Here is a 23,785-nt window from a genome sequence, read left to right on the forward strand (position 1 = left end):
ACCCGCCGTCGGCGACCGGTGCTGTCGGTCCGAGGGCCTACACTCGTGAGGCTCCCAGACCTTCAGAGAGGCGCACGTGGCTGACTCGTTCGTACATCTGCACAATCACACCGAGTACTCGATGCTCGACGGTGCGGCCAAGGTCGGCCCCCTGTTCGAAGAGGCCGAGCGACTGGGGATGTCGGCGGTCGGCATGACCGACCACGGCAACATGTACGGCGCCAGCGAGTTCTACAACGAGGCCAAGAAGCAGGGCATCAAGCCGATCATCGGCATCGAGGCGTACATCGCGCCCGAGTCCCGCTTCAACACCAAGCGCGTGTTGTGGGGCGACCGCAGCCAGAAGTCCGACGACGTCTCCGGTAGCGGTGCGTACACCCACATGACGATGGTCGCGGAGAACGCGACCGGCCTGCGGAACCTGTTCAAGCTGTCCTCTCTCGCGTCCATCGAGGGTCAGCTCGGCAAGTGGGCACGAATGGACGAAGAGCTCATCGCCACTCACCACGAGGGCATCATCGCGACCACGGGCTGCCCGTCCGGTGAGATCCAGACCCGGCTTCGGCTCGGCCACGACCGCGAGGCGCTCGAGGCCGCCGCCAAGTGGCAGGAGATCTGGGGCAAGGACAACTTCTTCCTCGAGCTGATGGACCACGGACTGTCGATCGAGCGACGGGTGCGCGAGGGCTTGCTCGAGATCAGTAAGAAGCTCGAGATTCCGCCGCTCGCCACCAACGACTGCCACTACGTCACCAAGGAAGCCGCGGAGAACCACGAGGCCCTCCTCTGCATCCAGACCGGTAAGACACTGTCCGACCCCACCCGGTTCAAGTTCGACGGCGACGGCTATTACCTGAAGCCGGCCGCGGAGATGCGGGCGCTGTGGGACGACCAGGTGCCCGGAGCGTGCGACAACACACTGCTGATCGCCGAGCGGGTTCAGTCGTACGACGACGTGTGGGCGCACCACGACCGGATGCCGATCTTCCCGGTCCCCGAGGGCGAGACGCAGGGCACCTGGCTGCGCAAGGAGGTCATGCGCGGACTGGACCGCCGGTTCCCCGACGGTCCGCCCGAGGAGTACCTCGCCCGCGCCGACTACGAGATCGGCGTCATCCTCGAAATGGGTTTCCCCGCCTACTTCCTCGTCGTCGGCGACCTCATCAACCACGCCCGGGAGGTCGGCATCCGCGTCGGCCCCGGCCGAGGCTCGGCGGCCGGTTCGCTCGTCGCCTACGCGATGGGCATCACCAACATCGACCCCATCCCGCACGGCCTGCTGTTCGAGCGGTTCCTGAACCCCGAGCGCGTCTCGATGCCCGATATCGATATCGACTTCGACGATCGCCGTCGCGGCGAGATGGTGCGCTACGCGACGGACAAGTGGGGCAGCGACCGCGTCGCCCAGGTCATCACGTTCGGCACCATCAAGACGAAGGCGGCCATCAAGGACTCCGCCCGAGTCCAGTTCGGCCAGCCCGGTTTCGCGATCGCCGACCAGATCACGAAGGCGTTGCCGCCGCCGATCATGGCCAAGGACATCTCGGTGTCCGGCATCACCGACCCGAACCACGAGCGCTACAAGGAAGCGGTGGAGGTTCGCGCCCTCATCGACTCCAACCCGGACGTCGCGAAGATCTACCAGACGGCCAAGGGACTCGAGGGCCTGATCCGTAACGCCGGCGTCCACGCCTGCGCGGTGATCATGTCGTCCGAACCGCTGATGGACGCGATTCCCGTGTGGAAGCGCGCCCAGGACGGCGCCATCATCACCGGCTGGGACTACCCGTCGTGCGAGGCCATCGGCCTGCTGAAGATGGACTTCCTCGGACTGCGGAACCTCACCGTCATCGGTGACGCCATCGACAACATCAAGGCCAACCGGGGGATCGACCTCGATCTCGACACCCTCGCGCTCGACGATCAAGCCACGTACGAACTGCTCTCCCGCGGAGACACTCTCGGTGTGTTCCAGCTCGACGGCAGCGCGATGCGCGACCTGCTGCGCCGCATGCAGCCCACCGGCTTCGAGGACATCGTCGCGGTGCTCGCGCTGTACCGGCCCGGTCCGATGGGCATGAACGCGCACAACGACTACGCCGACCGCAAGAACGGGCGGCAAGAGGTCAAACCCATCCACCCGGAGCTCGAGGAGCCCCTGAAAGAGATCCTGGCAGACACGTACGGCCTGATCGTCTACCAGGAGCAGATCATGCAGATCGCTCAGAAGGTGGCCGGGTACTCGCTCGGACAGGCCGACATTCTCCGCCGAGCCATGGGTAAGAAGAAGCTCTCGGTGCTGGAGGAGGCGTACGCCGGTTTCCGTGAGGGCATGCTCGCCAACGAATTCTCCGAGCCCGCCATCAAGGCGCTGTGGGACACCATCCTTCCGTTCGCCGGGTACGCGTTCAACAAGTCGCACGCGGCCGGGTACGGCCTGGTGTCGTTCTGGACCGGGTACCTCAAGGCCAACTATCCGGCCGAGTACATGGCCGGTCTGCTCACCTCGGTCGGTGACGACAAGGACAAGGCCGCCGTCTACCTGGCGGACTGCCGCAAGATGGGTATCACCGTGCTGCCGCCGGACGTCAACGAATCGGAGGTCAACTTCGCCTCCGTCGGTGAGGACATCCGGTTCGGCATGGGCGCGGTCCGCAACGTCGGTGCCAACGTCGTGGGCTCGATCATCAAGGCGCGCAAGGAGAAGTCCAAGTTCGTCGACTTCTCCGACTACCTCAACAAGATCGACGCCGCCGCCTGCTCCAAGAAGGTCACCGAGTCGCTGATCAAGGCAGGCGGGTTCGACTCGCTGGGTCATCCGCGCAAGGGACTCATGCTCGTCCACGCCGACGCCATCGACGCGGTGATGGGCACCAAGAAGGCGGAGGCGATCGGACAGTTCGACCTGTTCGGTGGCGACGACGCCGACGAGTCGATCTCCTCGGTGTTCAACGTGAAGATCCCGGACGAGGAGTGGGACTCGAAGCACCGGTTGGCGCTGGAACGGGAAATGCTGGGACTGTACGTGTCCGGGCACCCGCTCAACGGCGTCGAACACGTGCTGTCGGCGCAGTCCGACACCGCGATCCCGACCATCCTCGAAGGCGACATCAAGGACGGCACCCAGGTCACCGTCGGCGGCATCCTCGCGTCGGTGAACCGGAGGATCAACAAGAACGGTCTCACCTGGGCGTCCGCGCAGCTCGAGGATCTGACCGGCGGTATCGAGGTGCTGTTCTTCCCGCAGGCCTACTCGGTCTACGGGATGGATGTCACGGAGGACTCCGTCGTGCTCGTCAAGGCGCGCGTGTCGATTCGTGACGACCGGATCTCGCTCATCGCCAACGACCTTGCGGTGCCGGATCTCTCGGCGGTGGGGGTCGCGAAGCCGCTGGCGGTCAGTCTTCCGCTGCGTCAGTGCACCAAGGACAAGCTCGGTGCGCTGCGTCAGGTGCTCACGCGCCATCCGGGCACCTCGGACGTGCACGTGCGGTTGATCGGCGGCACCGAGGTCACGTTGTGGAAGGTGGACGACGTGCTCCGGGTGGAACCGTCGTCGGCGTTGATGGGTGATCTCAAGGCGTTGCTCGGACCGAGCTGCCTGTCGGTGTGACGGCTAGGGGCGCGGCGGGTAGAGGCGCCGCGCCCACCACACGACGACGGCCACCGCGGCGGCGGTGAGGACGGCCACCTGCAGTGTCTGGGTGACGACGAGGATCGTGACGAAAACCAGTAGTGCGACGGCCAGCGCTTCCAGTTTGTACAGGGGCCACTCGGTGCCGGCGAGATCGACAGTGCGGGCGGGGCTGTTGCGGCGAATCTCGCGGCGCACCCATGCGTCGTGTGTCGTCATCGCAGGTCACCTCACTGGCGCGGGTCGGGGGAGCGGAGGTCCCCCGCGTGGGATCAGGGTACTCGGAACCCGGAGTTCGGCGCAACGAACAAACGGATGTGGTTCTTCGCATGCACTCGTTCGGCGGAATCGGTGGCGCGTCCTCGCGGATCAGGTGTTGACTGGACGCATGCCACTCACAGGTGAATACGAGCCCAGTCCGTCCAAGTGGGCAGCAGATCAGGCCGAGTTGATGGAATCCACCGATGGAGCGAAGGGCACGACGCTGGGCGGCAGGCCCGTCGTCCTGCTGACCACGCGTGGTGCGAAATCCGGCAAAATCCGCAAGACGCCGTTGATGCGTGTCGAACACGACGGGACGTATGCGATCGTCGCCTCGCTCGGCGGCGCCCCCAAGAATCCGGTCTGGTACTACAACGTGAAGGCCGAGCCGCACGTCGAACTCCGCGACGGCTCGGCGACACAGGACATGGTGGCCCGCGAGGTGACGGGCGACGAGAGGGCCACGTGGTGGGACCGCGCCGTCGCCGCGTTCCCCGACTACGCCGAGTACCAGAAGAAGACTGATCGGGAGATCCCGGTGTTCGTGCTCGAACCCGCCTGACACGCGCCCCGCTGCCCTTCGCCGTTCGACCGTCCCCCGACCGGAGGCCCGATGAGAGCGAAAACCGTTGCCGATCAGCTGGTACGTCAACTCCAGGACGCCGGCGTCCAGCGGATCTACGGAATCGTGGGAGACAGCCTCAATCCCGTCGTCGACGCGGTCCGGCGGTCGGGCGGCGCGGCGAAGGGCGGAATCGACTGGATCCATGTGCGTCACGAGGAGGCCGCCGCGTTCGCCGCGGCCGCGGAGGCGCAGGTCACCGGCAAGCTGGCGGTGTGCGCCGGTTCGTGCGGCCCCGGGAATCTGCACCTGATCAACGGTCTCTACGACGCGGACCGCTCGGGCGCGCCGGTGCTCGCGATCGCGGCGCAGATCCCGAGCGAACAGATCGGACTCGGCTTCTTTCAGGAGACCCACCCGGACCGCCTGTTCGTCGAGTGCTCCCGGTACGCAGAGCTGATCGGAAGTCCCGCTCAGGCGCCACGCGTGACGGCGTCCGCGATCGCGCACGCGACCGCGCTGTCCGGTGTCGCGGTCATCACGCTGCCCGGCGACATTGCGGACCGGCCCGCCGAAGGGAAGGCGCCGTCGGTGCCGCGGACCGGCGCACCGGCGATCGTGCCCGACCAGGCCGACGTGCAGGCGCTCGCCGACGCCGTGAACGCGGCGGGAAAGGTCGCGATCTTCGCCGGCGAGGGTGTGCGGGAGGCGCGCGAGGAGTTGCTGAGCCTGGCCGACACGATCGGTGCGCCGATCGGCCACACGCTCCGCGGCAAGGAATGGATCCAATACGACAACCCCTTCGACGTCGGAATGACGGGGCTGCTGGGGTACGGGGCGGCGCACGACGGGATGCACGGCGCCGACCTGCTGCTGCTCGTCGGAACGGACTTCCCGTACAACCAGTTTCTGCCCGACGGAGTCCGCACCGCGCAGATCGACTGGGCTGCACAGCGGATCGGCCGGAGAACGAACGTCGACCTGGCCGTGCACGGCGACGTGGCGAGCACGTTGCGTGCCCTCGCCCCGTTGATCCGGCGGAAGGACGATCGCCGATTCCTGGGCGACATGCTCGACAAGCATCGGACGCTGATGAACAAGGTGGTCGGTGCGTACACGAAACCCGCCAAGCAGCGAATCCCGATCCACCCGGAATATGCGGCGTCGATCCTCGACGACCTCGCTGACGACGACGCGATCTTCACGACCGACACGGGAATGTCGAACGTCTGGACCGCGCGCTACCTGACGCCGAACGGGTCGCGGCGGTTCCTGTCCTCGGCTCTGCACGGATCGATGGCGAACGCCCTGCCTCACGCGATCGGCGCCCAGGTGTGCGCGCCGGGCAGGCAGGTGGTGTCCGTGTCGGGCGACGGCGGGCTGTCGATGCTGCTGGGGGAACTGGTGACGGTCGCGATGTACCGGCTCCCGGTGAAGATCGTGGTGTTCGACAATTCCACTCTGGGGATGGTCAAGCTGGAGATGCTGGTGGACGGGCTGCCGGATTTCGGGGTGGACGTGCCACCCGTCGACTATGCCGCGGTGGCGTCGGCCCTGGGCATCTTCGCCCGCCGGATCGAGGATCCGGCCGACATCGAATCGGGCCTGCGGCAGGCGTTCGATCACGACGGACCGGCGCTCGTCGATCTGGTCACCGACCCGCTGGCGTTGTCGCTGCCACCGACCATTACGGGCGGGCAGGTCACCGGCTTCGCGTTGGCGTTGTCGAAGATGGTGATGAACGGGGGTGTCGGCGAGGCCGTGAAGATGGCGAAGTCGAACGTCCGCAATGTGCCGCGACCGTCCCAGTTCGATCCGCGCGGCTGAACCCGACTGGTATCCCATGGCTGGAGAGTGGGAACATATCCGGGTGTCCACATCGCCCGATACCGCAGCCCAGAACATCACCTCGCCTCTGACAGTGGGCGATATCGACGCGGCCATCGAGCGAATTTCCCACGTGATCGACGCGACCCCCTTGCAGCGGAGCGAGCGCCTGTCGTCGCTCACCGGCGCGAACGTCTACCTCAAGCGCGAAGACCTCCAGGTCGTCCGCTCCTACAAGCTGCGCGGCGCCTACAACCTCATGGCCCAGCTCGACGCCGGTGAGCGTGCGGCCGGCGTGGTGACGGCCAGTGCGGGCAATCATGCGCAGGGCGTCGCGTTCGCCTGCCGGACAATGGAAATCACCGGCCGCATCTACGTTCCGTCGAACACCCCCAAGCAGAAGCGGGATCGCATCCGCGCGCACGGCGGCGAGTTCGTCGAGCTGATCCTGACGGGGGAGACGTACGACGCCGCTGCCGCTGCGGCTTCCGCCGACGTGCGGCGGACGGGCGCGACGATGGTTGCGCCGTTCGACGACGCCCGTACCGCGGCCGGGCAGGGCACCATCGCCGCCGAGATCCTCGCGCAGCTCGGTGCGGCTCCCGATACCGTGCTCGTCCCGGTCGGTGGCGGCGGATGCATCGCCGGCATCGCCACGTATCTGCGTGCGCACGCACCCCGCACGGCCATCGTCGGGGTGGAGCCGACGGGGGCGGCGTCGATGACGGCGGCCCTGGTCGCCGGGGGTCCCGTGACGTTGACGGAGATCGACCCGTTCGTCGACGGTGCCTCGGTGAAGCGGGTCGGCGACCTTCCGTACGCCGTGGTGTCCGCCTTGGGCGCCGAGGTGGTGACGCACACGTCACTGGGCCAGTCCGACCGGTCCACCACGATCCGGCTCGATCCCGAGAGCTTCGTGATGGCCAACCTCGACGAGGGCGCACTGTGCACCACGATGCTCGAGCTGTACCAGAACGAGGGCATCATCGCCGAGCCCGCGGGCGCCCTGTCGGTGGCGGCACTCGGGAACATCACGTTCGAGCCGGGGTCCACGGTGGTGTGCCTGATCTCCGGAGGCAACAACGACGTCTCGCGGTACGGCGAGATCCTGGAACGTTCGCTGGTGAATCTCGGCCTGAAGCACTACTTCCTCGTCGACTTCCCGCAGGAGCCGGGCGCACTGCGCCGCTTCCTGGACGAGGTGCTCGGCCCCGAGGACGACATCACCCTGTTCGAGTACGTGAAGCGCAACAACCGGGAGACCGGCGCCGCCCTGGTGGGTATCGAACTCGGCAAGGCCGAGGGGCTCGGCGAGCTGCTCGAGCGGATGGAGCAGTCCCGGATGCAGGTCGAACGCCTGGAGCCGGGGAGCCCCGCGTACCGCTACCTCACCTGAGTCGCTACTTCTGCAGCAGCCGCGCGACGACCTTCGTGTACAGCTCGGGCTCCGGCATGGGGAGCCCGAGCAGAGCGGCCAGGTAGATACCGTCCCCGACGAGGCGCACGATCTCGGCCTGCACGGGGTCGTCGATCTCGCTCTGGAGACCTTCGTCCCAGCCGCGCATCACTTCGGTAACGGCCTTCTGGATCTCGTCGTGCTGACCGTCGACGCTCCGTAGCGCGGCGATGGTCGAACGGTAGAGGGCGAGTTCCTCGGTGGTGCTCGCGTCGGGAACCTGCAGATACCACTCGGACAGCGAGGTGCCGCCGGACACGGCGTCGGCGAGCTGGGCGTCCGCCCGCTCGCCCAGCCGGCGCACCATGGCGGCGAGAAGCGCTTCCTTGCTGGGGAAGTGGTAGAGCAGTCCGCCTTTGGACACCCCGGCCTCCGCGGCGACGGATTCGAGGGTCACCTGGGCTATCCCCACGTCGAGCAGTAGCTTCTCGAGGGCGTCGAGTATTCGATCGCGCGTACCGGCAGCCATGGAGAGGGACTGTACCCGGGAAATAACTTTACCGTCCGGACGGTTCACGATAAGGTAACGGAACTGTACCGGCTGGACGGTTCTCACCGTGCCAGCTCTCGAATCGGAAAGTCGCAGGAAGATAAATGTCTGTCTCCACGGATCGCGGGATCAACGACGCCTACGCGCCAGGTCAGTCCTCCGCATCACGCCGAGACTGGCTCGGATTGGTCGTCCTGGCCTTCGCCGTCCTCCTGATCGCCGTCGACGGCACCGTGCTCGACCTCGCACTGCCGTTCATCAGCGCCGACCTCGAACCCAGCAGCACGCAGCTGCTGTGGATCATCGACGTCTACTCGTTCGTCCTCGCCGGCCTGCTCATCACGATGGGCACGCTCGGCGACCGGATCGGGCGGCGTCGCCTGTTGCTCCTCGGCGCCGCCGGATTCGGCATCGCCTCGCTGATCGCAGCGTGGTCGCCGACACCCGAGATGCTGATCGCGGCCCGCGTCCTGCAGGGAATCTCGGGTGCGACGCTGATGCCCGCGACACTCGGCCTGATCCGCACGATCTTCGTCGACCCGCGCCAGCGGACCCTCGCCATCGGCGTGTGGGGTGCGATGGCCGGTGGCGGTACCGCGGCCGGCCCGCTGATCGGCGGCTGGCTGCTCGAGCACTTCTGGTGGGGCTCGGTGTTCCTGATCAACATCCCCGTGATGCTGATTCTGATCGCCGTGGGACCGCTCGTGATTCCCGAGTCCAAGGACCCCGCCCCGGGGCGCTTCGACCTGCTCAGCGCCGCGCTGTCGATGACGACGATGCTGCCGCTGGTGTACGCGGTCAAGGAGACCGTGGTGCACGGTGTCGACCCGGTGCTGCTCGCCGTCGGACTCGTCGGCGTCGTGTCCGGTGTGGTGTTCGTGCGCAGGCAGAAGGCGATGAAGGACCCGATGATCGACCTCGGCCTGTTCGCCAAGCCGGCGTTCTCGACCGCCGTCCTCACCAACCTGCTGTCGATCTTCGCGCTGGCCGGTGTGCTGTTCTTCGGCTCGCAGTACCTGCAGTTGGTGCTGGGTAACAGCGCGTTCGAATCGGGTGTGCTGATGCTGCCCGGCATGCTGATGAGCGCGGTCACCGCACTCGCGGCGGCCTGGATGGTGCGCCGGTGGGCCACCTCGCACGTGCTCGGCGGCGGTCTCGCGATCGCGGCTGTGGGCGCGGCACTGATGCTCACGCTCGGCGTGGACGGTGCCCCGACGATGTTCGTGATCGGCTTCGGCCTCGCAGGCGCCGGTGTCGGTATCGCACTGACCCTGACCTCCGACCTCGTGGTCAGCGCCGTCGAGCCCGAACGGGCCGGCGCCGCCTCCGCAGTCTCCGAGACCGCATACGAGCTCGGTATCGCGCTCGGCGTCGCCGTGCTCGGCAGCGTCGTCATGGCGATCTTCCGGAACGGCCTCGACACCTCGATGCTGCCGCCGGAACAGGTCGAGCCCGCCCAGGGCACGCTCGGTGCCGCCGTCGCGGAGGCCCAGCACCTCCCGGAGACGGCCCGGACGGTGTTCCTGGAGTCCGCGCAGTCGGCGTTCGTCGACGGCATGCACGTCGCCGCCGGCGCGACGGCCGTGATCCTGTTCGCGACCGCAGTCCTCGTCCTGCGGATGCTGCGCGACCGTCAGGGCGAGCTGTCGAGCACCACGAACGAGTGACCCGGTAGCACCGTCGCCGACGCGGTTTCGTCCTGCGTCGGCGGCTCCCACCACAACACGGGGGAGCCGCCGACCGGGACGGTCACCGGTTCGGCACTCAGGTTGCACGCGATACGAAGTGCACCGCGGTGCACCACGATCCACTGCTCCGCCTCGTCGTAGTCGACGGACAGGTTCTCGAGCCACGGATCGGTCAACTCGGCGCGCTCCCGGCGTAGGCGCAGCAACGAGCGATAGCAGTCGAGCAGCCGCGCATGAGGTTCGCGGACCAGTTCGTCCCAGTCGAGCTTGGACCGCTCGAACGTTTCCGGGTCCTGTGGGTCCGGAACGTCGTCCGTGCTCCAGCCGTGCTCCGCGAACTCGGCCTTGCGCCCCTCGGCCGTCGCCCGCGCGAGTTCCGGTTCGGGGTGGGAGGTGAAGAACTGGAACGGGGTGCTCGCACCCCACTCCTCACCCATGAACAGCATCGGCGTGAACGGCGAACACAGCACGAGCGCCGCCTTCACGGCGAGCTGCCCGGAATCGAGATACGTGCCGGGGCGGTCGCCGATCGCCCGGTTACCGATCTGATCGTGCGTGCACGTGTACGTGACCAGCGAACTGGCCGGGGTCCGGCGGGTATCCAGCGGCCTGCCGTGGGTGCGACCGCGGAACGTCGAGAAGGTGCCCGCGTGGAACCACCCCTGGCGCAGGGTGTCGGCGAGGCAGGCCATCGAACCGAAATCTCCGTAATAGCCCTGCCTCTCGCCCGACACCGCGGCGTGGACGGCGTGATGCACGTCGTCGTCCCACTGCGCGTCGAGGCCGCAGCCGCCTGCCGACCGCGACGTGATCAGGCGCGGATCGTTGAGGTCGCTCTCGGCGATGAGCGTCAGCGGCCGTCTCAGGTGCGCGGACAGCCGGCGGGTCTCGATGGCCAGGTCCTCGAGAAGATGGGTTGCGGTGTGGTCGACGAGCGCGTGGACCGCGTCGAGGCGGAGCGCGTCGATGTGGAACTCACGGAACCACCGCAGCGCGTTGTCGATGATGTAGCGGCGGACCTCACCGCTGTCCGGTCCGTCCAGGTTGATGCTCCGGCCCCACGTGTTGGCGCCCTGCGCGAGGTACGGGCCGTACCGGTCGAGGTAGTTGCCGGACGGTCCGAGGTGGTTGTACACGGCGTCGAGGACCACGCCGAGACCGCGGGCGTGGCACGCGTCGACGAGAGTCTGCAGCCCGTCCGGCCCGCCGTAACCCTCATGCACCGTGTACCAGAGAACGCCGTCGTATCCCCAGTTGTGGGTCCCGTTGAAACCGTTGACGGGCATCAGTTCCACGAAGTCGACGCCGAGTTCGACGAGGTGGTCGAGCCGGTCGACGGCGGCCGCGAACGTGCCCTCCGGAGTGAACGTGCCGACGTGCAGTTCGTAGACGACGGAGCCGGCGAGCTGCCGCCCGGTCCACCGCGAGTCGGTCCAGAGGCTCTCGTCGAGAGTGTGGAGTTGGGACGCGCTGTGCACTCCGTCGGGCTGTCGCGGCGACCGGGGATCGGGAAGTGGGGTGTCGCTGTCGTCGAGGACGAACGCGTACCGCGAATCCGGCGACGCGTCGACGTCGGCTCGCCACCATCCGTCCGGTGACGGGGTCATGTCGTGGCGTCGGCCGTCGACCTCCACAGAAACGGAATCCGGAATCGGGGCCCATACCTCGAATGTGTGCACCCGATCAGCATGCCTCGATGCGGCGGGCCGCGCAGGACAGTCAGCTCTCGGGCGTGCCGGAGTCCTCGACCTCCTCGATGATCTCCGCGCCGAGAACGGACAAGCGGTGTTCCTCGGCGTCCTGCACGGTGCCGAAGTCCTGCTCCTCGAGCACGTTACGGTCCTTGTCGAGGTATCGATACGTCGCCATGTCCCTACGATGGCACACGGCGGCAGAGATGGCGGCGAGTCGGCCCTTTCGCCCCGGTTCCGGAAGTAGCAAGCTGAGAGTACGGACTCGAACGTCGCGAGGAGCAGTCATGCACGTAGCAGTGGGAGACCGGTTGCACGTTCAGGGGAGGGTGGTCGGAGTGCACGAGACTACCGCCGAGGTCGTGGAGGTACACGGAGAGAACGGCGCACCGCCCTATCTCGTCCGGTACGACGACGGCCACGAGGCGCTCGTGTTTCCCGGATCCGACGCCTGGGTGGAACACCCGAAGTCGTAGGTATCGGGCGCTTCGCCTGGTCGATGTGTGGCAAATCGCTGTGCCACATTGGTTGCACGATTGATGTATCGAATGTGTCTATCGTGAGACCGTGCCCGAATCCGCCAAGAGGTCCTACAGCTCGCCGCTGCGTGCGGAATCGGCGCGCCGGACCCGTCTCCTCGTCCGGGACGCCGCGGCCCGGCTGTTCGTCGACCGTGGATACGTCAGCACGACGGTGCGGAACGTGGCCGAGGCCGCCGGGGTGTCGACCCGCACGGTGTTCACCGCGTTCCCCGGCGGCAAGGCGGAACTGTTCCACGAGGCCCTGCACACGGCCATCGAGGGCGATACCGCCGCGACCCACACGCCCGCACCCCGGGACGGCGACCCCGTCGAACGGATCCTCGACCAGATGGTCGGATTCAGCACCGACGTCCTGGAGCGGGCCGGAACCCTGATGACGACGTCGATCGAATCCTCGGGAGCGGACGACGACATGCGGCGGTTCGCCGACGAGGGAGCGCGGGCCTCGGCCGAGAATGCGATGACGCTCGCCGAGGGACTCGCCGCGCACGAACTGCTGCGTCCCGAGATCTCCGTCCAGCGCGCCGCCGACGTGCTGTTCACCGTCGTGTCGCCGCAGGTGTACTCGATGCTGCGACGGCAGTGCGGGTGGGATGTCGTCGAGTACCGGAACTGGGTGAAAGCGACGATCCGGTCGAGTCTGCTCCACTGATCCGAGGTGCGTCGCGGCTACGGCAGCAGGATGAACTTGCCCGCCGCGTGCGGCGTCCGAAGATCTGCATGAGCGCGCGCCGCCTCTGTCAGCGCGTACGTGCGTGCCACGCGCACCCGCACGTCGCCGTTGCCCGCGAGGTCGACGAGGAAGACGCGGGCCCGTTTACGCGGCTCCATCCCTTCCGGCCCCAGCGCGCCCACGATCCGGAAACCGGCTTCGACCGGCCGGGGTCCGGGAACGGTCGTCACCAACCGCGACCGGTCCCGCACCAGGTCCACGGAGACGTCGATCGCCTCGTCACTGCCCGCGGTATCGATCACGGCGTCCACCCCGTCCGGTGCCAGGACGCGGACCCGATCGTCCAGGCCGGCGCCGTAGGACACGGGGGTGGCTCCGAGCGAGCGGACGTAGTCGTGGTGCTCGGGGCGCGCGGTACCGATGATCGTGGCACCGCGGGCCCGCCCCAACTGCACGACGAACGACCCCACGCCGCCGGACGCTCCGTGCACGAGCAGGAGGTCGCCGGCGCCGACGTTCGCCGTGTCGAGGGTATCGACCGCGGTGGCACCCACGGCGAGAAGTCCGGCCGCCTCGTTCCACGGCAACGACGCCGGTTTCGGGATCACCGAATCACCGGACACGACAAGTCGGTCCGCGTACGACTCGGACACCGGGTACACGATCACCTCGTCGCCCACCGAGATCGGGCCCACCGGTCCCGCCGCGGTGTCACCCACCTCGCCGACGATGCCCGCGGCCTCGCTGCCCAGGCCCATGGGCAAGACGTCCGGGTCGGCACCGAACGCGCCGCTGTAGAGCTTGTAGTCGATCGGATTGACCCCGATGGCGCGAACGTCGATCACCACCTCGCCGGGGGCGGGACTCACCGGATCCGCGTCGACGACCGCGAGGACCTCCGGCCCTCCGTATGCCCGGGCAACCACACGTCGCGACATACAAGAGCCAGTACCCCTGTGAGTACTTGTCAACCGCGGGCGGTTAATAAGTACTCACGGGGCCAGAAGCGCCACGGGATAGCGGGCGAACAGGGTCGCGGTGTCGACGCCGCCGCCGGTGTACGTCTGGGAGGTGAGCAGGTCGGTCCAGGTGCCGTCGGGGAGGGGCACGGTGGTGTCGCCCCAGCCACGTTGCTCCAGACCGACGGTGTGGCGGGTGGCCAGTGCCACGACGTCCGGCGCCGACCCTTGCCGTCCGCGGGCGAAGCCGATCAGATGTTCCGCCGCGGTCCCCGACGCGAACACCGGCGTGTAGGTCCCGCCGACGAAGCTGTCCGGACGTTCCCGGCGCAGGCGCAGAGCCGTGCGGACGATGTGCATCTTCGCCGCGCCCGTCGCATCGACCGGAGGGGTGCCGAGTCCCGCGAGCAGGCTCCGTCGTCTGTCGTAGTCCACGGGACGGCGATTGTCCGGGTCGACGAGCGAGTCCTCCCACAGCTCGGTTCCCTGGTACACGTCCGGGATCCCGGGTCCGCACAGCTGCAGCAGCTTCTGACCGAGCGAGTCCGACCAGGCGTGCGGGGCCAGCTGGGTGCACAGGGAGCCGAGCGCCTTGCCGACGGTGCCGTCGATCACCGTGTCCAGCCAGTGGTGGAGGTCGCGCTCGAAGTCCTCGTTCACGTCGTGCCACGACGTCCGGGTCCCGGCCTCGCGGACCGCCTTCTCCGCGTACGCGTGGACGCGGTCGCGGAAGTCGGGCACGTCGGCCGCGGCCCGGCCGTCGACCGGCCACACCCCGAACAGGTTCTGCCACAGGAACAGTCCGGTCACGGGATCCGGGCTGGGTGCGATGCGTTCCCATTGATCGACACATTCGGCCCACAGGTCCGGCACCTGCGACAGGATGCCGATCCGGGCCCGGACGTCCTCCCCACGCTTGGTGTCGTGCGTCGACAGCGTCGTCATCGCCTGCGGCCACCGGGCGGCTCGCTCGGCTGCGGCCAGGTGGAATTCGGCGGGGGAGACGCCGACGTTCGCCGGATTGCCGCCGACCTCCTGCAACGACACCAGCCGGGCGGTGCGGTAGAACAGGCAGTCCTCCACGGACTTCGCCATCACTGCGCCGCACACCTGCTGGAAGCGGGTGGCCGCCTCACCGCCGGCGATCAGGGCGGCGCCGAGGGCGGACAGCGCGTCGGACCAGTGCGGTTCACGCCGGAGGACGTCGCCGATCACCCGTTTCGCCAGCCCGGCCAGCGGACTGTAGTCGGACCGGTACACGGGCATGGCGGCGACGACGTCCACGACGGCGTCACGCAGGTCCGCATCGCTGCAGTCGGTGCCGGTCTCCGCGCGGATCGCCCGGACGAGGCGCCGGACCTCCGGGGCGAGAATGGTTCCGGCGACGTCGCGTTTGATCGCGGTTTCGTGTTCGTGAATCCACGGCGCGTCACCCCGGTCACCCGTGCGGGACGACGACAGGGCGGTGAGCGCGGGAGCTCCCGACGCGTCGACGAAGACGCCGCCGACTTCGGCCAGCGCGTCGTAGCCGGTGGTGCCCGCGATCGGCAGGTGGTCGTCCAATGGTTCGGTGTGGCCGAGGATCTTCTCGATCACCAGCCACCGGTCCGCGCCGATCACGCCGCGCAGCCGGTCGAGATACTCGGCCGGATCGGACAACCCGTCGGGATGGTCGATTCGCACGCCGTCGATCAACTCGTCCGTCACCCAGCTCCGCAGTTCGCGGTGCGAGGCCTCGAACACGCGCGGGTCTTCCTGACGGATACCGGCCAGTTCGCTGACCGCGAAGAATCGCCGGTACCCGATGAGCCCGGAGTCCCACGGGACCAGGCGGTAGGACTGCGCGTCGTGCACCGCCGTCGGCTCGGCGGTGTCGGTGCCGGGGGAGATCGGGAACCGGTGCTCGTAGAACGCGAGCAGAGGCTCGGGTCCCGAGCGGTCGACGGTCAGCGACTCGAGATCGGCGTCCGATCCGAGGACGGGCAGCGCGAGCCGGCCGCCTGCGCCGTTGTCGTCGCTCCAGTCGATGTCGAAGAACTCGGCGTACTCGGAGCGGCGACCGTGCGTGAGAACATCCCACCACCACGGGTTCTCACGCGGATTCGCGACACCCACATGATTGGGGACGAGGTCGACGACGAGACCCATGCCGCGGCCCCGCACCTCCCGGGACAGCGCGGCCAGCGCCTCCCGCCCGCCGAGCGCGGGGGACACGCGGGTCACGTCGGTGACGTCGTAACCGTGGGTCGATCCGGTGGTGGCCGTCAGGATCGGCGACAGATAGGCGTGGGAGATCCCGAGGTCGTCCAGGTAGTCGGCGACCGCGGCGGCGTCCGCCAGGGTGAAGCAGTCACCGCGCAGTTGCAGCCGGTAGGTGGCCGTGATCGACATCGTCGTCCCCGGCTCAGGCTGTCCGGCGCAGCACGACCAGCGACCGGGCCTCGACCTGCAGCGGATCCCCGGCCTTGATCACCGCTTCCTTCGCCCCCGTCGGGACTGCGGTGTCGAGCACGACCGCCCATTCGTCGGCATAATCGGAATTCGGCGTGGAGAACTCGATCTCCTCGTCGTGCGCGTTGAAACACAGCAGGAACGAGTCGCCGACCACCCGCTCGCCGCGGTGGTTGGGTTCGGGGATGCCCTCGCCGTTGAGGAAGACCGCGAGGGACTTCCCGAAACCGCTGTCCCAGTCCTCGGGGGTCATCTCCTCACCGGCCGGGGTGAGCCACGCGATGTCGCGGGTCTGGTCACCGCTGCGGATGGGGGTGCCCTCGAAGAACCGGCGGCGACGGAACACCGGATTCTTCATCCGCAAGGCGATCACCCGTTTGGTGAACTCGACCAGGTCGGCGTTGGCGTCCGCCAGCGACCAGTCCATCCACGACAGTTCCGAGTCCTGGCAGTACACGTTGTTGTTGCCCTGCTGGGTGCGGCCCATCTCGTCGCCGTGCGCCAGCATCGGCGTCCCCTGGCTGAGCAGCAGGGTGGCCAGGATGTTGCGGCTCTGCCGCCCGCGCAGATCGAGGATCTCCGGATCGTCCGTCGGCCCCTCGACACCGCAGTTCCAGGACCGGTTGTGGCTCTCGCCGTCGTTGTTGCCCTCGCCGTTGGCCTCGTTGTGCTTCTCGTTGTACGACACCAGGTCGTGCAGGGTGAACCCGTCGTGGGCGATGACGAAGTTGATGCTCGCGCCGGGGCGGCGCCCGGTGGCCTCGTAGAGGTCGGAGGACCCGGTCAGCCGGGACGCGAACTCGCCGAGCGTCGCGGGTTCGCCGCGCCAGTAGTCGCGGACCGTGTCCCGGTACTTGCCGTTCCACTCCGTCCACAGGCCCGGGAAGTTGCCCACCTGGTACCCGCCTTCGCCGATGTCCCACGGTTCGGCGATGAGCTTGACCTGGCTGACGATCGGATCCTGCTGGACGAGGTCGAAGAACGCGGAGAGCCGGTCGACGTCGTGCAGTTCACGGGCGAGCGTGGACGCGAGGTCGAACCGGAATCCGTCGACGTGCATCTCGGTGACCCAGTACCGCAGCGAGTCCATGATGAGTTGCAGCGTGTGCGGGTGCCGGGCGTTGAGGCTGTTCCCGGTGCCGGTGTAGTCCATGTAGTGCTCGGCGTCGCCGTCGACGAGCCGGTAGTAGGCGGCGTTGTCGATGCCGCGGAACGAGATGGTCGGACCGAGGTGGTTGCCCTCGGCGGTGTGGTTGTAGACGACGTCGAGGATGACCTCGATGCCCGCTTCGTGGAACGAGCGGACCATCGCCTTGAACTCCGACACCGCGGCGCCCGGCTTCTCCGCCGACGAATACCCGGTGTGCGGGGCGAGGAAGCCGAACGTGTTGTAACCCCAGTAGTTCCGCAGCCCCTTGTCCAGCAGCGTCTGATCGTGCATGAACTGATGCACCGGCATCAGTTCGATCGCGGTGACCCCGAGGTCGACGAGGTGGTCGATGATCACCGGATGCGCGAGGCCCGCATACGTGCCGCGGAGCTCTTCCGGCACACCGGGATGCGTCGCCGTCATGCCCTTGACGTGGGCCTCGTAGATCACGGTGTCGTGGTACGGGTGCTTCGGTGCGCGGTCGGCAGCCCAGTCGAAGAACGGGTTGATCACCACCGTCGTCATCGTGTGGCCGAGCGAGTCGTGTCCGGGCAGTCCGGGCGCCGAGGTCTCCTCGGGTTCCGCCGCGAGCTCGGCCCCCGCCTCGTCCTCTGCCTCGATGTCGTCGTCCGTGCCGACGAGCAGGGCGGCGTCCTCCGATTCGTCGGGGGCGGCCTCGGCGGGCGCGTCGATGTCGTAGGAGAACAGGGACCGGTCTCCGTCGAACTCGCCGTCGAACGCCTTGCCGTAGGGGTCGAGGAGGAGCTTGCTGGGGTCGCAGCGGTGCCCGGCAGAGGGATCCCAGGGGCCGTGGATCCGGTACCCGTACCGCTGACCGGGAACGACGGTCGGCAGGTACGCGTGCCACACGTAACCGTCGACCTCGTCGAGGCGAATCCGCGTCTCCGTGCCGTCCTTCGCGATCAGGCACAGATCGACCGCCTCGGCGACCTCGGAGAACAACGAGAAGTTCGTCCCGGCTCCGTCGTAGGTGGCGCCCAGTGGGTAGGCGCTGCCGGGCCACACGGGAATGGGCGTGGTGCCGGTCGACTCGCTTGCTTCCATATCGAGAACACTAGCCCGCGTCGGCGTTGCTCTCAGCTCGACGTGATCGGGCTATCGGCCCGGGGTGGAGCTCCGTGCGGCAGCAAGCATTCCGGCTGTGATCTTCCGCACGTCGCCGGTGGTGCACACGTACGGCGGCATCGCGTAGATCAGGTTCCGGAACGGTCGCAACCAGACCCCGGCGGCCACCGCGGCGTCGGTGGCGGCCCGCATGTCGACGGGTTCGGCGAGTTCGATCACACCGATCGCGCCGAGCACCCGGACGTCCCGGACGCCGGGGAGTTCCCGGGCCGGCGCGAGCCCCGATTCGAGCTCGCGGCGCACACCCTCGACCTCGGCTCGCCAGTCGCGCGACAGCAGGAGTTCGATCGACGCCACAGCGACGGCGCAGGCGAGCGGGTTGGCCATGAACGTGGGACCGTGCATCAGCCCGCCGGCGTCCCCGGCGCTGATGGTCTCGGCGACGTCGGTGGAACAGAGCGTCGCGGCGAGGGTCATATACCCGCCGGTGAGGGCCTTGCCGACGCACATGATGTCGGGGCGGGCGCCGGCGTGGTCCGCGGCGAACAGTTCGCCGGTGCGGCCGAAACCGGTCGCGATCTCGTCGAACACCAGCAGGAGCCCGTGCTCGTCGCAGATCCGCCGCAGCTCCGACAGGTACCGGGGGTCGTGGAAGCGCATGCCACCGGCTCCCTGCACCACCGGTTCGACGATGACGGCCGCCAGTTCGTCGGTGTGCGAGGCCACCAGGTGCTCGAACTCCGCGACGTACCGCGGGTCGAATTCGCGGGGCGGGGGTCCGGCGAAGACCTGCCGTGCCAGGACGTCCGTCCACAGGGAGTGCATGCCGCCGTCCGGGTCGCAGACGCTCATCGGGGCGAACGTGTCGCCGTGATACCCGCCGCGCCAGGTGAGCAGCCGGTGCCGCTCCGGCCTGCCGCGACTGCGCCAGTACTGCAGGCACATCTTGACGGCGACCTCGACGGACACCGAACCGGAATCGGCGAGGAACACCTTGTCGAGTCCGTCCGGGGTGATCTCGACGAGCAGCTGGGCGAGCCGCGCGGCCGGTTCGTGGGTGAGCCCGCCGAACATCACGTGACTCATCCGCCCGAGCTGCGCCGTCGCCGCCGCGTCCAGGACGGGATGCCGGTAGCCGTGGACCGCGGCCCACCACGAACTCATGCCGTCGACGAGTTCGCGTCCGTCGGCGAGAGTGAGGCGCGTCCCGCTCGCCTCGGCCACCACGAGCGGGGTGGTCGAGGCGGGGAAGGCGCCGTACGGATGCCAGAGCAGCGAGGCATCGAGGGACGTGATGTCGTCGACGGACAGGCTCGGGGAGGTCACGGTCTCGACCCTAGCCACTCGAAGAAAACCGGGCCCACCCGGGTTGAACACCGTTCAAGTCGCGTATCGTGCCGTGGGTGAGTACCGACCGCACCTTCACCACCTGGCTCGACGACGTCGAGGACCAGCGGCGCGCCGCGGGACTGCGCCGCGAGTTGCGTCCACGCACGCCCGGCAACGCGCTGATCGATCTGGCGTCCAACGACTACCTCGGACTCGTACGGCACCCGGAGGTGCTGCACGGCGCGATGACCGCGCTGCGCCGCTGGGGCGCGGGGGCCACCGGCTCGCGTCTGGTCACGGGATCGACCACCGAACACGAACTCCTCGAAACCGAACTGGCCGAGTTCGTCGGCGCCGAGGCCGGGCTGGTGTTCTCGTCCGGGTACACGGCGAATCTCGGTGCCGTCACCGCACTGTCCGGCGCCGGATCGCTGATCGTCTCCGACGCGGGCAGCCACGCGTCGCTGGTCGACGCGTGCCGGCTGTCCCGGGCCCGCGTGGCCGTCGCACCGCACTCCGATCTCGACTTCGTCCGCAGCGCACTGGCCACCCGGCCGGAGGAGCGGGCGCTGGTCGTCACCGACTCGGTGTTCAGCGCGGACGGGGATCTCGCACCCCTCGTCGACCTCCACCGGGTGTGCCGCGACCACGGCGCGTTCCTCGTCGTGGACGAGGCGCACGGTGTCGGAGTCCGCGGCGCAGGGGGCCGCGGACTCGTGCACGAGGTGGGTCTCGCGGGCGAACCCGACATCGTCGTCACGGCCACGCTGTCGAAGTCGCTGGCCAGCCAGGGTGGTGCGGTGCTGGCGTCGGAGAAGGTGCGCGCGCATCTCGTCGACGCCGCGCGCACGTTCATCTTCGATACCGGCCTCGCCCCCGCGGCCGTCGGTGCGGCACGGTCGGCGCTCGCCGTTCTGCGGCGTGAACCCCACCGTGCGGAGTCCGTCCTGGACCGTGCGCGGGATCTCGCCCGGTTCACCGGCGCCGGGACACCCGAGTCCGCCGTCGTCTCCGTCATTCTCGGCGACCCGCAACGCGCCGTCGACGCGGCCGCCGCCTGCCGGGAACAGGGCTTGCACGTCGGCTGCTTCCGGCCCCCGTCGGTGCCCGAAGGCACCTCGCGTCTGCGGCTCACCGCCCGAGCGACGCTCGATGAGGGCGAACTGTCGCGGATCGAAGCCGTGCTGGCGGACGTCCTGGCGGGAGCGTCGGCGTGAGCATCCTGGTGGTCACCGGCACGTCGACGGACGTCGGCAAGACGGTGGTCACGGCGGCGCTGGCGGCGATTGCACGTGAGGCGGGCCTGTCCGTGGCGGTGTGCAAGCCCGCGCAGACCGGCGTCGCCCCGGGCGAGCCGGGTGATCTGGCCGAGGTGACCAGACTGTCCGGTGTCACGGCGGTGGTGGAGCTGGCCCGCTATCCCGAACCACTCGCCCCCGACACCGCGGCCCGGCGCAGTGGCCTGCCGATGCTGCGGTGCGCCGACGTCGTCGAGACGGTCCGTGCGCTCGATGACGGGCACGATCTGGTGCTCGTCGAGGGTGCAGGCGGCCTGCTGGTGCGGCTGGGCGCCGAGGGCTTCACGCTCGTCGATCTCGCGCGCGCCCTCGACGCACCGGCTGTGGTGGTCGCCGCGGCAGGCCTCGGCACGCTCAACCACACCGAGCTCACGATCCGGGCACTGTCGGCGGCCGGTCTCGCCTGCGCCGGAACGGTGATCGGGTCGTGGCCGGACGAGCCCGGGCTCGCCGAGCGGTGCAATCTCGACGACCTGCCCGCCGTGACGGGAGTCGACGTCGTCGGCTCGGTGCCCGCGGGCAGCGGACGCCTCGCCTCCGCGTCGTTCGGCGCGGCCGCATCCACGTGGTTCGACAGCACCTGGCTGAAGTCGACGCTCACGCGGCTCTGAGCTGGGGCCGTCAGGAGTCGGCGAGCACCGACAGCACGTTGCCCGCGGGGTCGGTGAACCACGCGATGTCGGGACCGTTGCCGCGCATGATTGCCTTGTCGTCCTGATCGAAACCGTCGTACCGCAGGAACCGGACCCCACGTTCGGTGAGTGCGTCGACGGCCTTCTCGACGTCGTCCACGGCGAAATTCAGGATCGTGAACGTCGCCGGCGTGTGGTCGGGCTTGGGATAGATCAGCACCACCGGCCCCTTCGGGAGATGCAGGCCCAGCAGTCCCATCTCCTCTTCGGTGACCTCGAGGCCCAGGGTGTCGGTGTAGAAGGACTTGGCCGCGGCGATGTCGTCGACGGCGAAACCGCTGAATGCTCGCGCATTGCTCAACATGTCTGTTCTCTTTCCGTGCTGTCGGTCACGACATCTCGGCCCGCGCCTGCGCGCTGAGCTGGATGATCTGGACGTAGTTGCCGTCGGGGTCCACGGCGGTGCCGAACCAGCTGCCGTCACGATCCTCGAGCGGGGACAGCCACGTCGCGCCGAGTTCGTCGATCCGGTCTGCTGCGGCGCGGGCGTCGGCGACCTCGACGTTGAGGAGTATGCGGCCGGGTTCGGGGTTCGTGTCGCCGACGTCGTCGCGCCGGTCGAGCATGATGTAGAAGCCGTCGAAGTCGAGGACGTCGTAGCCCGGTTCGCCGGGGGTGCGTTCGACCTTCGGCGAGAACGCGGCGGTGTACCAGTCCCGTAGTCGGTCGGGGTGAGTGCTGGCGAGCAGGATGCTTCCGATCGTGGCGTCGGCCATGATGTCCTCCCGGTGGGTGTGCCTTGTCGGTGGTCCTGCAGATATGGACTCGGCCGCCCCGCGAAATTCATCGCAACGGAGTTTCCGAGGTGCCGAAAGCGGCACCGTCCCCTCCGAATATCGGTAGTGTGATTCATGTCACGGCTACATCCGGCTGGGTTGGGAGGGGTCACATGTCGACCTCCGAAATGCTCGAACTGAATCGCACCATCGACCGCCTTCGGCGCGCTGTCGGTTCGTTGCGATCGATGTACGGCGACGCCGCATCCGTGCGGCGGCTGAGCAACGATCTGGAGCGGCTCGAGATAGACGCGCGGGAACTCGACTCCTCGCCGCCGAACGTCGTCCACCGCGAACCGGTGGAGCGAATCAAGGTGTCAGACACCCCGTACGACGCGTCGATGTGGCTCGGTATCGATGACGAGGGGCTGGGCGGGCTCCACTACGAGCGCGGATGAGCGCGCCGCCGAAGGATTCCGAAAGTGCCGGTGTGGGGGCGCCGACCCGTGCCCGGATAGCGGAACGCACGCTCCGCACCGACCGGTGGTGGGTGGCCCCGCTGCTGACGGTGCTCGGCCTGTCCGTCTTCGTGGTGTACGCATCGGTCCGCTCGTGGGTCCGCACCGCGTACTTCGTCGAGGACTATCACTACCTGACGCCGTTCTACTCGCCGTGCCTGAGCGATTCGTGTGTGCCCGGTTCGAGCGACTTCGGGACACCCATCGGCGAGTTGCCGATGATCATCCCGCTCGGGTTCCTGGTGCTGCCGTTCCTGCTCGGCTTCCGGCTCACCTGCTACTACTACCGCAAGGCCTACTACCGGTCGGTGTGGTTCTCGCCGCCCGCGTGCGCGGTTGCGGAGCCCCACAGCACCTACACGGGTGAGACGCGCCTGCCGCTGATCGTCCAGAACGCACACCGCTACTTCTTCTACGTCGCAGTCGTCGTCTCGCTGATCAACACGTACGACGCGATCCGCGCGTTCCACGGCGCCGACGGCGGATTCGGAATCGGGCTCGGCACACTCGTCATGGTCTGCAACGTGATCCTGCTCTGGGCGTACACCGTCTCCTGCCATTCCTGCAGGCACGTCATGGGCGGCAGGCTCACCCACTTCTCCAAGCACCCGATCCGGTACCGGCTCTGGACCTGGGTCAGCACACTGAACACCCGGCACATGCAGCTCGCCTGGACCACCCTCGCCACACTGATCATCACCGACTTCTACGTGATGCTCGTGGCCAGCGGCACCATCTCCGACCTGCGCCTCATCAACTGAC

21 protein-coding genes are annotated in these 23,785 nt (G+C 68.2%); 11 read left to right on the forward strand and 10 right to left on the reverse strand.

Annotated elements, in window-relative coordinates:
* The first annotated feature begins 76 nt into the window (after positions 1 to 76).
* A complete protein-coding gene (gene dnaE, locus JVH1_RS32375) occupies positions 77 to 3,613 on the forward strand; it encodes a DNA polymerase III subunit alpha (RefSeq protein WP_009473718.1) in 3,537 nt (1,178 codons plus the stop codon).
* A 3-nt stretch (positions 3,614 to 3,616) separates the two neighbouring features.
* Here dnaE and JVH1_RS32380 read toward each other — a convergent pair whose 3' ends face one another.
* Positions 3,617 to 3,853, reverse strand: coding sequence for a hypothetical protein (locus tag JVH1_RS32380; RefSeq protein WP_009473717.1), 237 nt, complete (start codon positions 3,851 to 3,853; stop codon positions 3,617 to 3,619).
* Between the two features lie 169 nt (positions 3,854 to 4,022).
* Between JVH1_RS32380 and JVH1_RS32385 the strand changes: the two genes are divergently transcribed.
* From JVH1_RS32385 to ilvA, 3 genes are read left to right on the forward strand one after another with little or no spacing between them, the layout of a single operon-like run.
* On the forward strand, positions 4,023 to 4,457 hold the full coding sequence (locus JVH1_RS32385; RefSeq protein WP_009473716.1) for a nitroreductase family deazaflavin-dependent oxidoreductase: 435 nt from the start codon (positions 4,023 to 4,025) through the stop codon (positions 4,455 to 4,457).
* A gap of 51 nt (positions 4,458 to 4,508) precedes the next feature.
* Positions 4,509 to 6,284: a pyruvate dehydrogenase gene (locus tag JVH1_RS32390; protein WP_009473715.1), complete on the forward strand. Its 1,776-nt coding sequence runs from the start codon at positions 4,509 to 4,511 to the stop codon at positions 6,282 to 6,284.
* Between the two features lie 43 nt (positions 6,285 to 6,327).
* On the forward strand, positions 6,328 to 7,680 hold the full coding sequence (gene ilvA, locus JVH1_RS32395; protein WP_009473714.1) for a threonine ammonia-lyase IlvA: 1,353 nt from the start codon (positions 6,328 to 6,330) through the stop codon (positions 7,678 to 7,680).
* Between the two features lie 4 nt (positions 7,681 to 7,684).
* On the opposite strand, the gene JVH1_RS32400 is transcribed toward ilvA, so the two are convergent.
* A complete protein-coding gene (locus JVH1_RS32400; protein ID WP_009473713.1) occupies positions 7,685 to 8,209 on the reverse strand; it encodes a TetR/AcrR family transcriptional regulator in 525 nt (174 codons plus the stop codon).
* Positions 8,210 to 8,334: 125 nt separating this feature from the next.
* Here JVH1_RS32400 and JVH1_RS32405 point away from each other — a divergent pair, with 125 nt between their 5' ends.
* Positions 8,335 to 9,897 carry an MFS transporter gene (locus JVH1_RS32405; RefSeq protein WP_009473712.1) on the forward strand — a complete coding sequence of 521 codons (1,563 nt, stop codon included), beginning with the start codon at positions 8,335 to 8,337 and terminating at the stop codon, positions 9,895 to 9,897.
* Here JVH1_RS32405 and treZ read toward each other — a convergent pair.
* Both treZ and JVH1_RS32415 read right to left on the reverse strand, forming a co-directional pair.
* Positions 9,864 to 11,597: a malto-oligosyltrehalose trehalohydrolase gene (gene treZ / locus JVH1_RS32410; RefSeq protein ID WP_043778123.1), complete on the reverse strand. Its 1,734-nt coding sequence runs from the start codon at positions 11,595 to 11,597 to the stop codon at positions 9,864 to 9,866. The two genes, JVH1_RS32405 and treZ, sit on opposite strands and share 34 nt — an antisense overlap.
* Before the next feature lie 40 nt (positions 11,598 to 11,637).
* Complete coding sequence (locus JVH1_RS32415) at positions 11,638 to 11,787, reverse strand: hypothetical protein (protein WP_005260252.1); 150 nt, start codon at positions 11,785 to 11,787, stop codon at positions 11,638 to 11,640.
* A gap of 109 nt (positions 11,788 to 11,896) precedes the next feature.
* Between JVH1_RS32415 and JVH1_RS32420 the strand changes: the two genes are divergently transcribed.
* Positions 11,897 to 12,085, forward strand: coding sequence for a DUF1918 domain-containing protein (locus JVH1_RS32420; RefSeq protein WP_005563004.1), 189 nt, complete (start codon positions 11,897 to 11,899; stop codon positions 12,083 to 12,085).
* 91 nt (positions 12,086 to 12,176) lie between these two features.
* Positions 12,177 to 12,803 carry a TetR/AcrR family transcriptional regulator gene (locus JVH1_RS32425; RefSeq protein ID WP_009473709.1) on the forward strand — a complete coding sequence of 209 codons (627 nt, stop codon included), beginning with the start codon at positions 12,177 to 12,179 and terminating at the stop codon, positions 12,801 to 12,803.
* Positions 12,804 to 12,820: 17 nt separating this feature from the next.
* On the opposite strand, the gene JVH1_RS32430 is transcribed toward JVH1_RS32425, so the two are convergent.
* Genes JVH1_RS32430 through JVH1_RS32445 form a run of 4 tightly spaced genes read right to left on the reverse strand, consistent with a single transcriptional unit; the run spans position 12,821 to position 19,796 of the window.
* A complete protein-coding gene (locus JVH1_RS32430; RefSeq protein WP_009473708.1) occupies positions 12,821 to 13,762 on the reverse strand; it encodes an NADP-dependent oxidoreductase in 942 nt (313 codons plus the stop codon).
* A gap of 54 nt (positions 13,763 to 13,816) precedes the next feature.
* On the reverse strand, positions 13,817 to 16,174 hold the full coding sequence (treY, locus tag JVH1_RS32435) for a malto-oligosyltrehalose synthase (protein ID WP_009473707.1): 2,358 nt from the start codon (positions 16,172 to 16,174) through the stop codon (positions 13,817 to 13,819).
* A 13-nt stretch (positions 16,175 to 16,187) separates the two neighbouring features.
* Entirely contained in the window at positions 16,188 to 18,449 is a 2,262-nt protein-coding gene (gene glgX, locus JVH1_RS32440; RefSeq protein WP_009473706.1) for a glycogen debranching protein GlgX, read from the reverse strand.
* Between the two features lie 51 nt (positions 18,450 to 18,500).
* A complete protein-coding gene (locus tag JVH1_RS32445; protein WP_009473705.1) occupies positions 18,501 to 19,796 on the reverse strand; it encodes an adenosylmethionine--8-amino-7-oxononanoate transaminase in 1,296 nt (431 codons plus the stop codon).
* 68 nt (positions 19,797 to 19,864) lie between these two features.
* Here JVH1_RS32445 and JVH1_RS32450 point away from each other — a divergent pair, with 68 nt between their 5' ends.
* Positions 19,865 to 21,016 (forward strand): 8-amino-7-oxononanoate synthase, encoded by a 1,152-nt coding sequence (locus tag JVH1_RS32450; protein ID WP_009473704.1) that lies wholly within the window; start codon positions 19,865 to 19,867, stop codon positions 21,014 to 21,016.
* On the forward strand, positions 21,013 to 21,708 hold the full coding sequence (gene bioD, locus JVH1_RS32455) for a dethiobiotin synthase (protein WP_009473703.1): 696 nt from the start codon (positions 21,013 to 21,015) through the stop codon (positions 21,706 to 21,708). Before JVH1_RS32450 ends, bioD begins: the two co-directional genes overlap by 4 nt.
* Before the next feature lie 10 nt (positions 21,709 to 21,718).
* On the opposite strand, the gene JVH1_RS32460 is transcribed toward bioD, so the two are convergent.
* Together JVH1_RS32460 and JVH1_RS32465 are read right to left on the reverse strand one after the other, a co-directional pair.
* The gene (locus tag JVH1_RS32460; protein WP_009473702.1) at positions 21,719 to 22,093 is read right to left on the reverse strand and encodes a VOC family protein; all 375 of its coding nucleotides are present in this window, start codon (positions 22,091 to 22,093) and stop codon (positions 21,719 to 21,721) included.
* A gap of 25 nt (positions 22,094 to 22,118) precedes the next feature.
* Positions 22,119 to 22,505, reverse strand: a complete 387-nt coding sequence (locus tag JVH1_RS32465) for a VOC family protein (RefSeq protein WP_009473701.1) — start codon at positions 22,503 to 22,505, stop codon at positions 22,119 to 22,121.
* A gap of 173 nt (positions 22,506 to 22,678) precedes the next feature.
* On the opposite strand from JVH1_RS32465, the gene JVH1_RS32470 reads away from it, so the two are divergent.
* A complete protein-coding gene (locus JVH1_RS32470; RefSeq protein ID WP_009473700.1) occupies positions 22,679 to 22,963 on the forward strand; it encodes a hypothetical protein in 285 nt (94 codons plus the stop codon).
* Entirely contained in the window at positions 22,960 to 23,784 is an 825-nt protein-coding gene (locus JVH1_RS32475) for a hypothetical protein (protein WP_009473699.1), read from the forward strand. The genes JVH1_RS32470 and JVH1_RS32475 overlap by 4 nt, the downstream gene beginning before the upstream one ends.
* Position 23,785: the final 1 nt, after the last annotated feature.

The organism is Rhodococcus sp. JVH1 (genome assembly GCF_000280725.2).
Lineage (GTDB): Bacteria > Actinomycetota > Actinomycetes > Mycobacteriales > Mycobacteriaceae > Rhodococcus_F > Rhodococcus_F jostii_A.

Bases quoted from the DNA above. Each gene is read 5' to 3' on its own strand.
- JVH1_RS32385 (WP_009473716.1), top strand. From the start codon at position 4,023: ATGCCACTCACAGGTGAATACGAGCCCAGTCCGTCCAAGTGGGCAGCA.
- JVH1_RS32470 (WP_009473700.1), top strand. From the start codon at position 22,679: ATGTCGACCTCCGAAATGCTCGAACTGAATCGCACCATCGACCGCCTT.
- JVH1_RS32415 (WP_005260252.1), bottom strand. From the start codon at position 11,787: ATGGCGACGTATCGATACCTCGACAAGGACCGTAACGTGCTCGAGGAG.
- JVH1_RS32475 (WP_009473699.1), top strand. From the start codon at position 22,960: ATGAGCGCGCCGCCGAAGGATTCCGAAAGTGCCGGTGTGGGGGCGCCG.
- JVH1_RS32380 (WP_009473717.1), bottom strand. From the start codon at position 3,853: ATGACGACACACGACGCATGGGTGCGCCGCGAGATTCGCCGCAACAGC.
- JVH1_RS32465 (WP_009473701.1), bottom strand. From the start codon at position 22,505: ATGGCCGACGCCACGATCGGAAGCATCCTGCTCGCCAGCACTCACCCC.
- JVH1_RS32390 (WP_009473715.1), top strand. From the start codon at position 4,509: ATGAGAGCGAAAACCGTTGCCGATCAGCTGGTACGTCAACTCCAGGAC.
- JVH1_RS32420 (WP_005563004.1), top strand. From the start codon at position 11,897: ATGCACGTAGCAGTGGGAGACCGGTTGCACGTTCAGGGGAGGGTGGTC.
- glgX (WP_009473706.1), bottom strand. From the start codon at position 18,449: ATGGAAGCAAGCGAGTCGACCGGCACCACGCCCATTCCCGTGTGGCCC.
- JVH1_RS32430 (WP_009473708.1), bottom strand. From the start codon at position 13,762: ATGTCGCGACGTGTGGTTGCCCGGGCATACGGAGGGCCGGAGGTCCTC.
- JVH1_RS32460 (WP_009473702.1), bottom strand. From the start codon at position 22,093: ATGTTGAGCAATGCGCGAGCATTCAGCGGTTTCGCCGTCGACGACATC.
- treY (WP_009473707.1), bottom strand. From the start codon at position 16,174: ATGTCGATCACGGCCACCTACCGGCTGCAACTGCGCGGTGACTGCTTC.
- JVH1_RS32405 (WP_009473712.1), top strand. From the start codon at position 8,335: ATGTCTGTCTCCACGGATCGCGGGATCAACGACGCCTACGCGCCAGGT.
- JVH1_RS32400 (WP_009473713.1), bottom strand. From the start codon at position 8,209: ATGGCTGCCGGTACGCGCGATCGAATACTCGACGCCCTCGAGAAGCTA.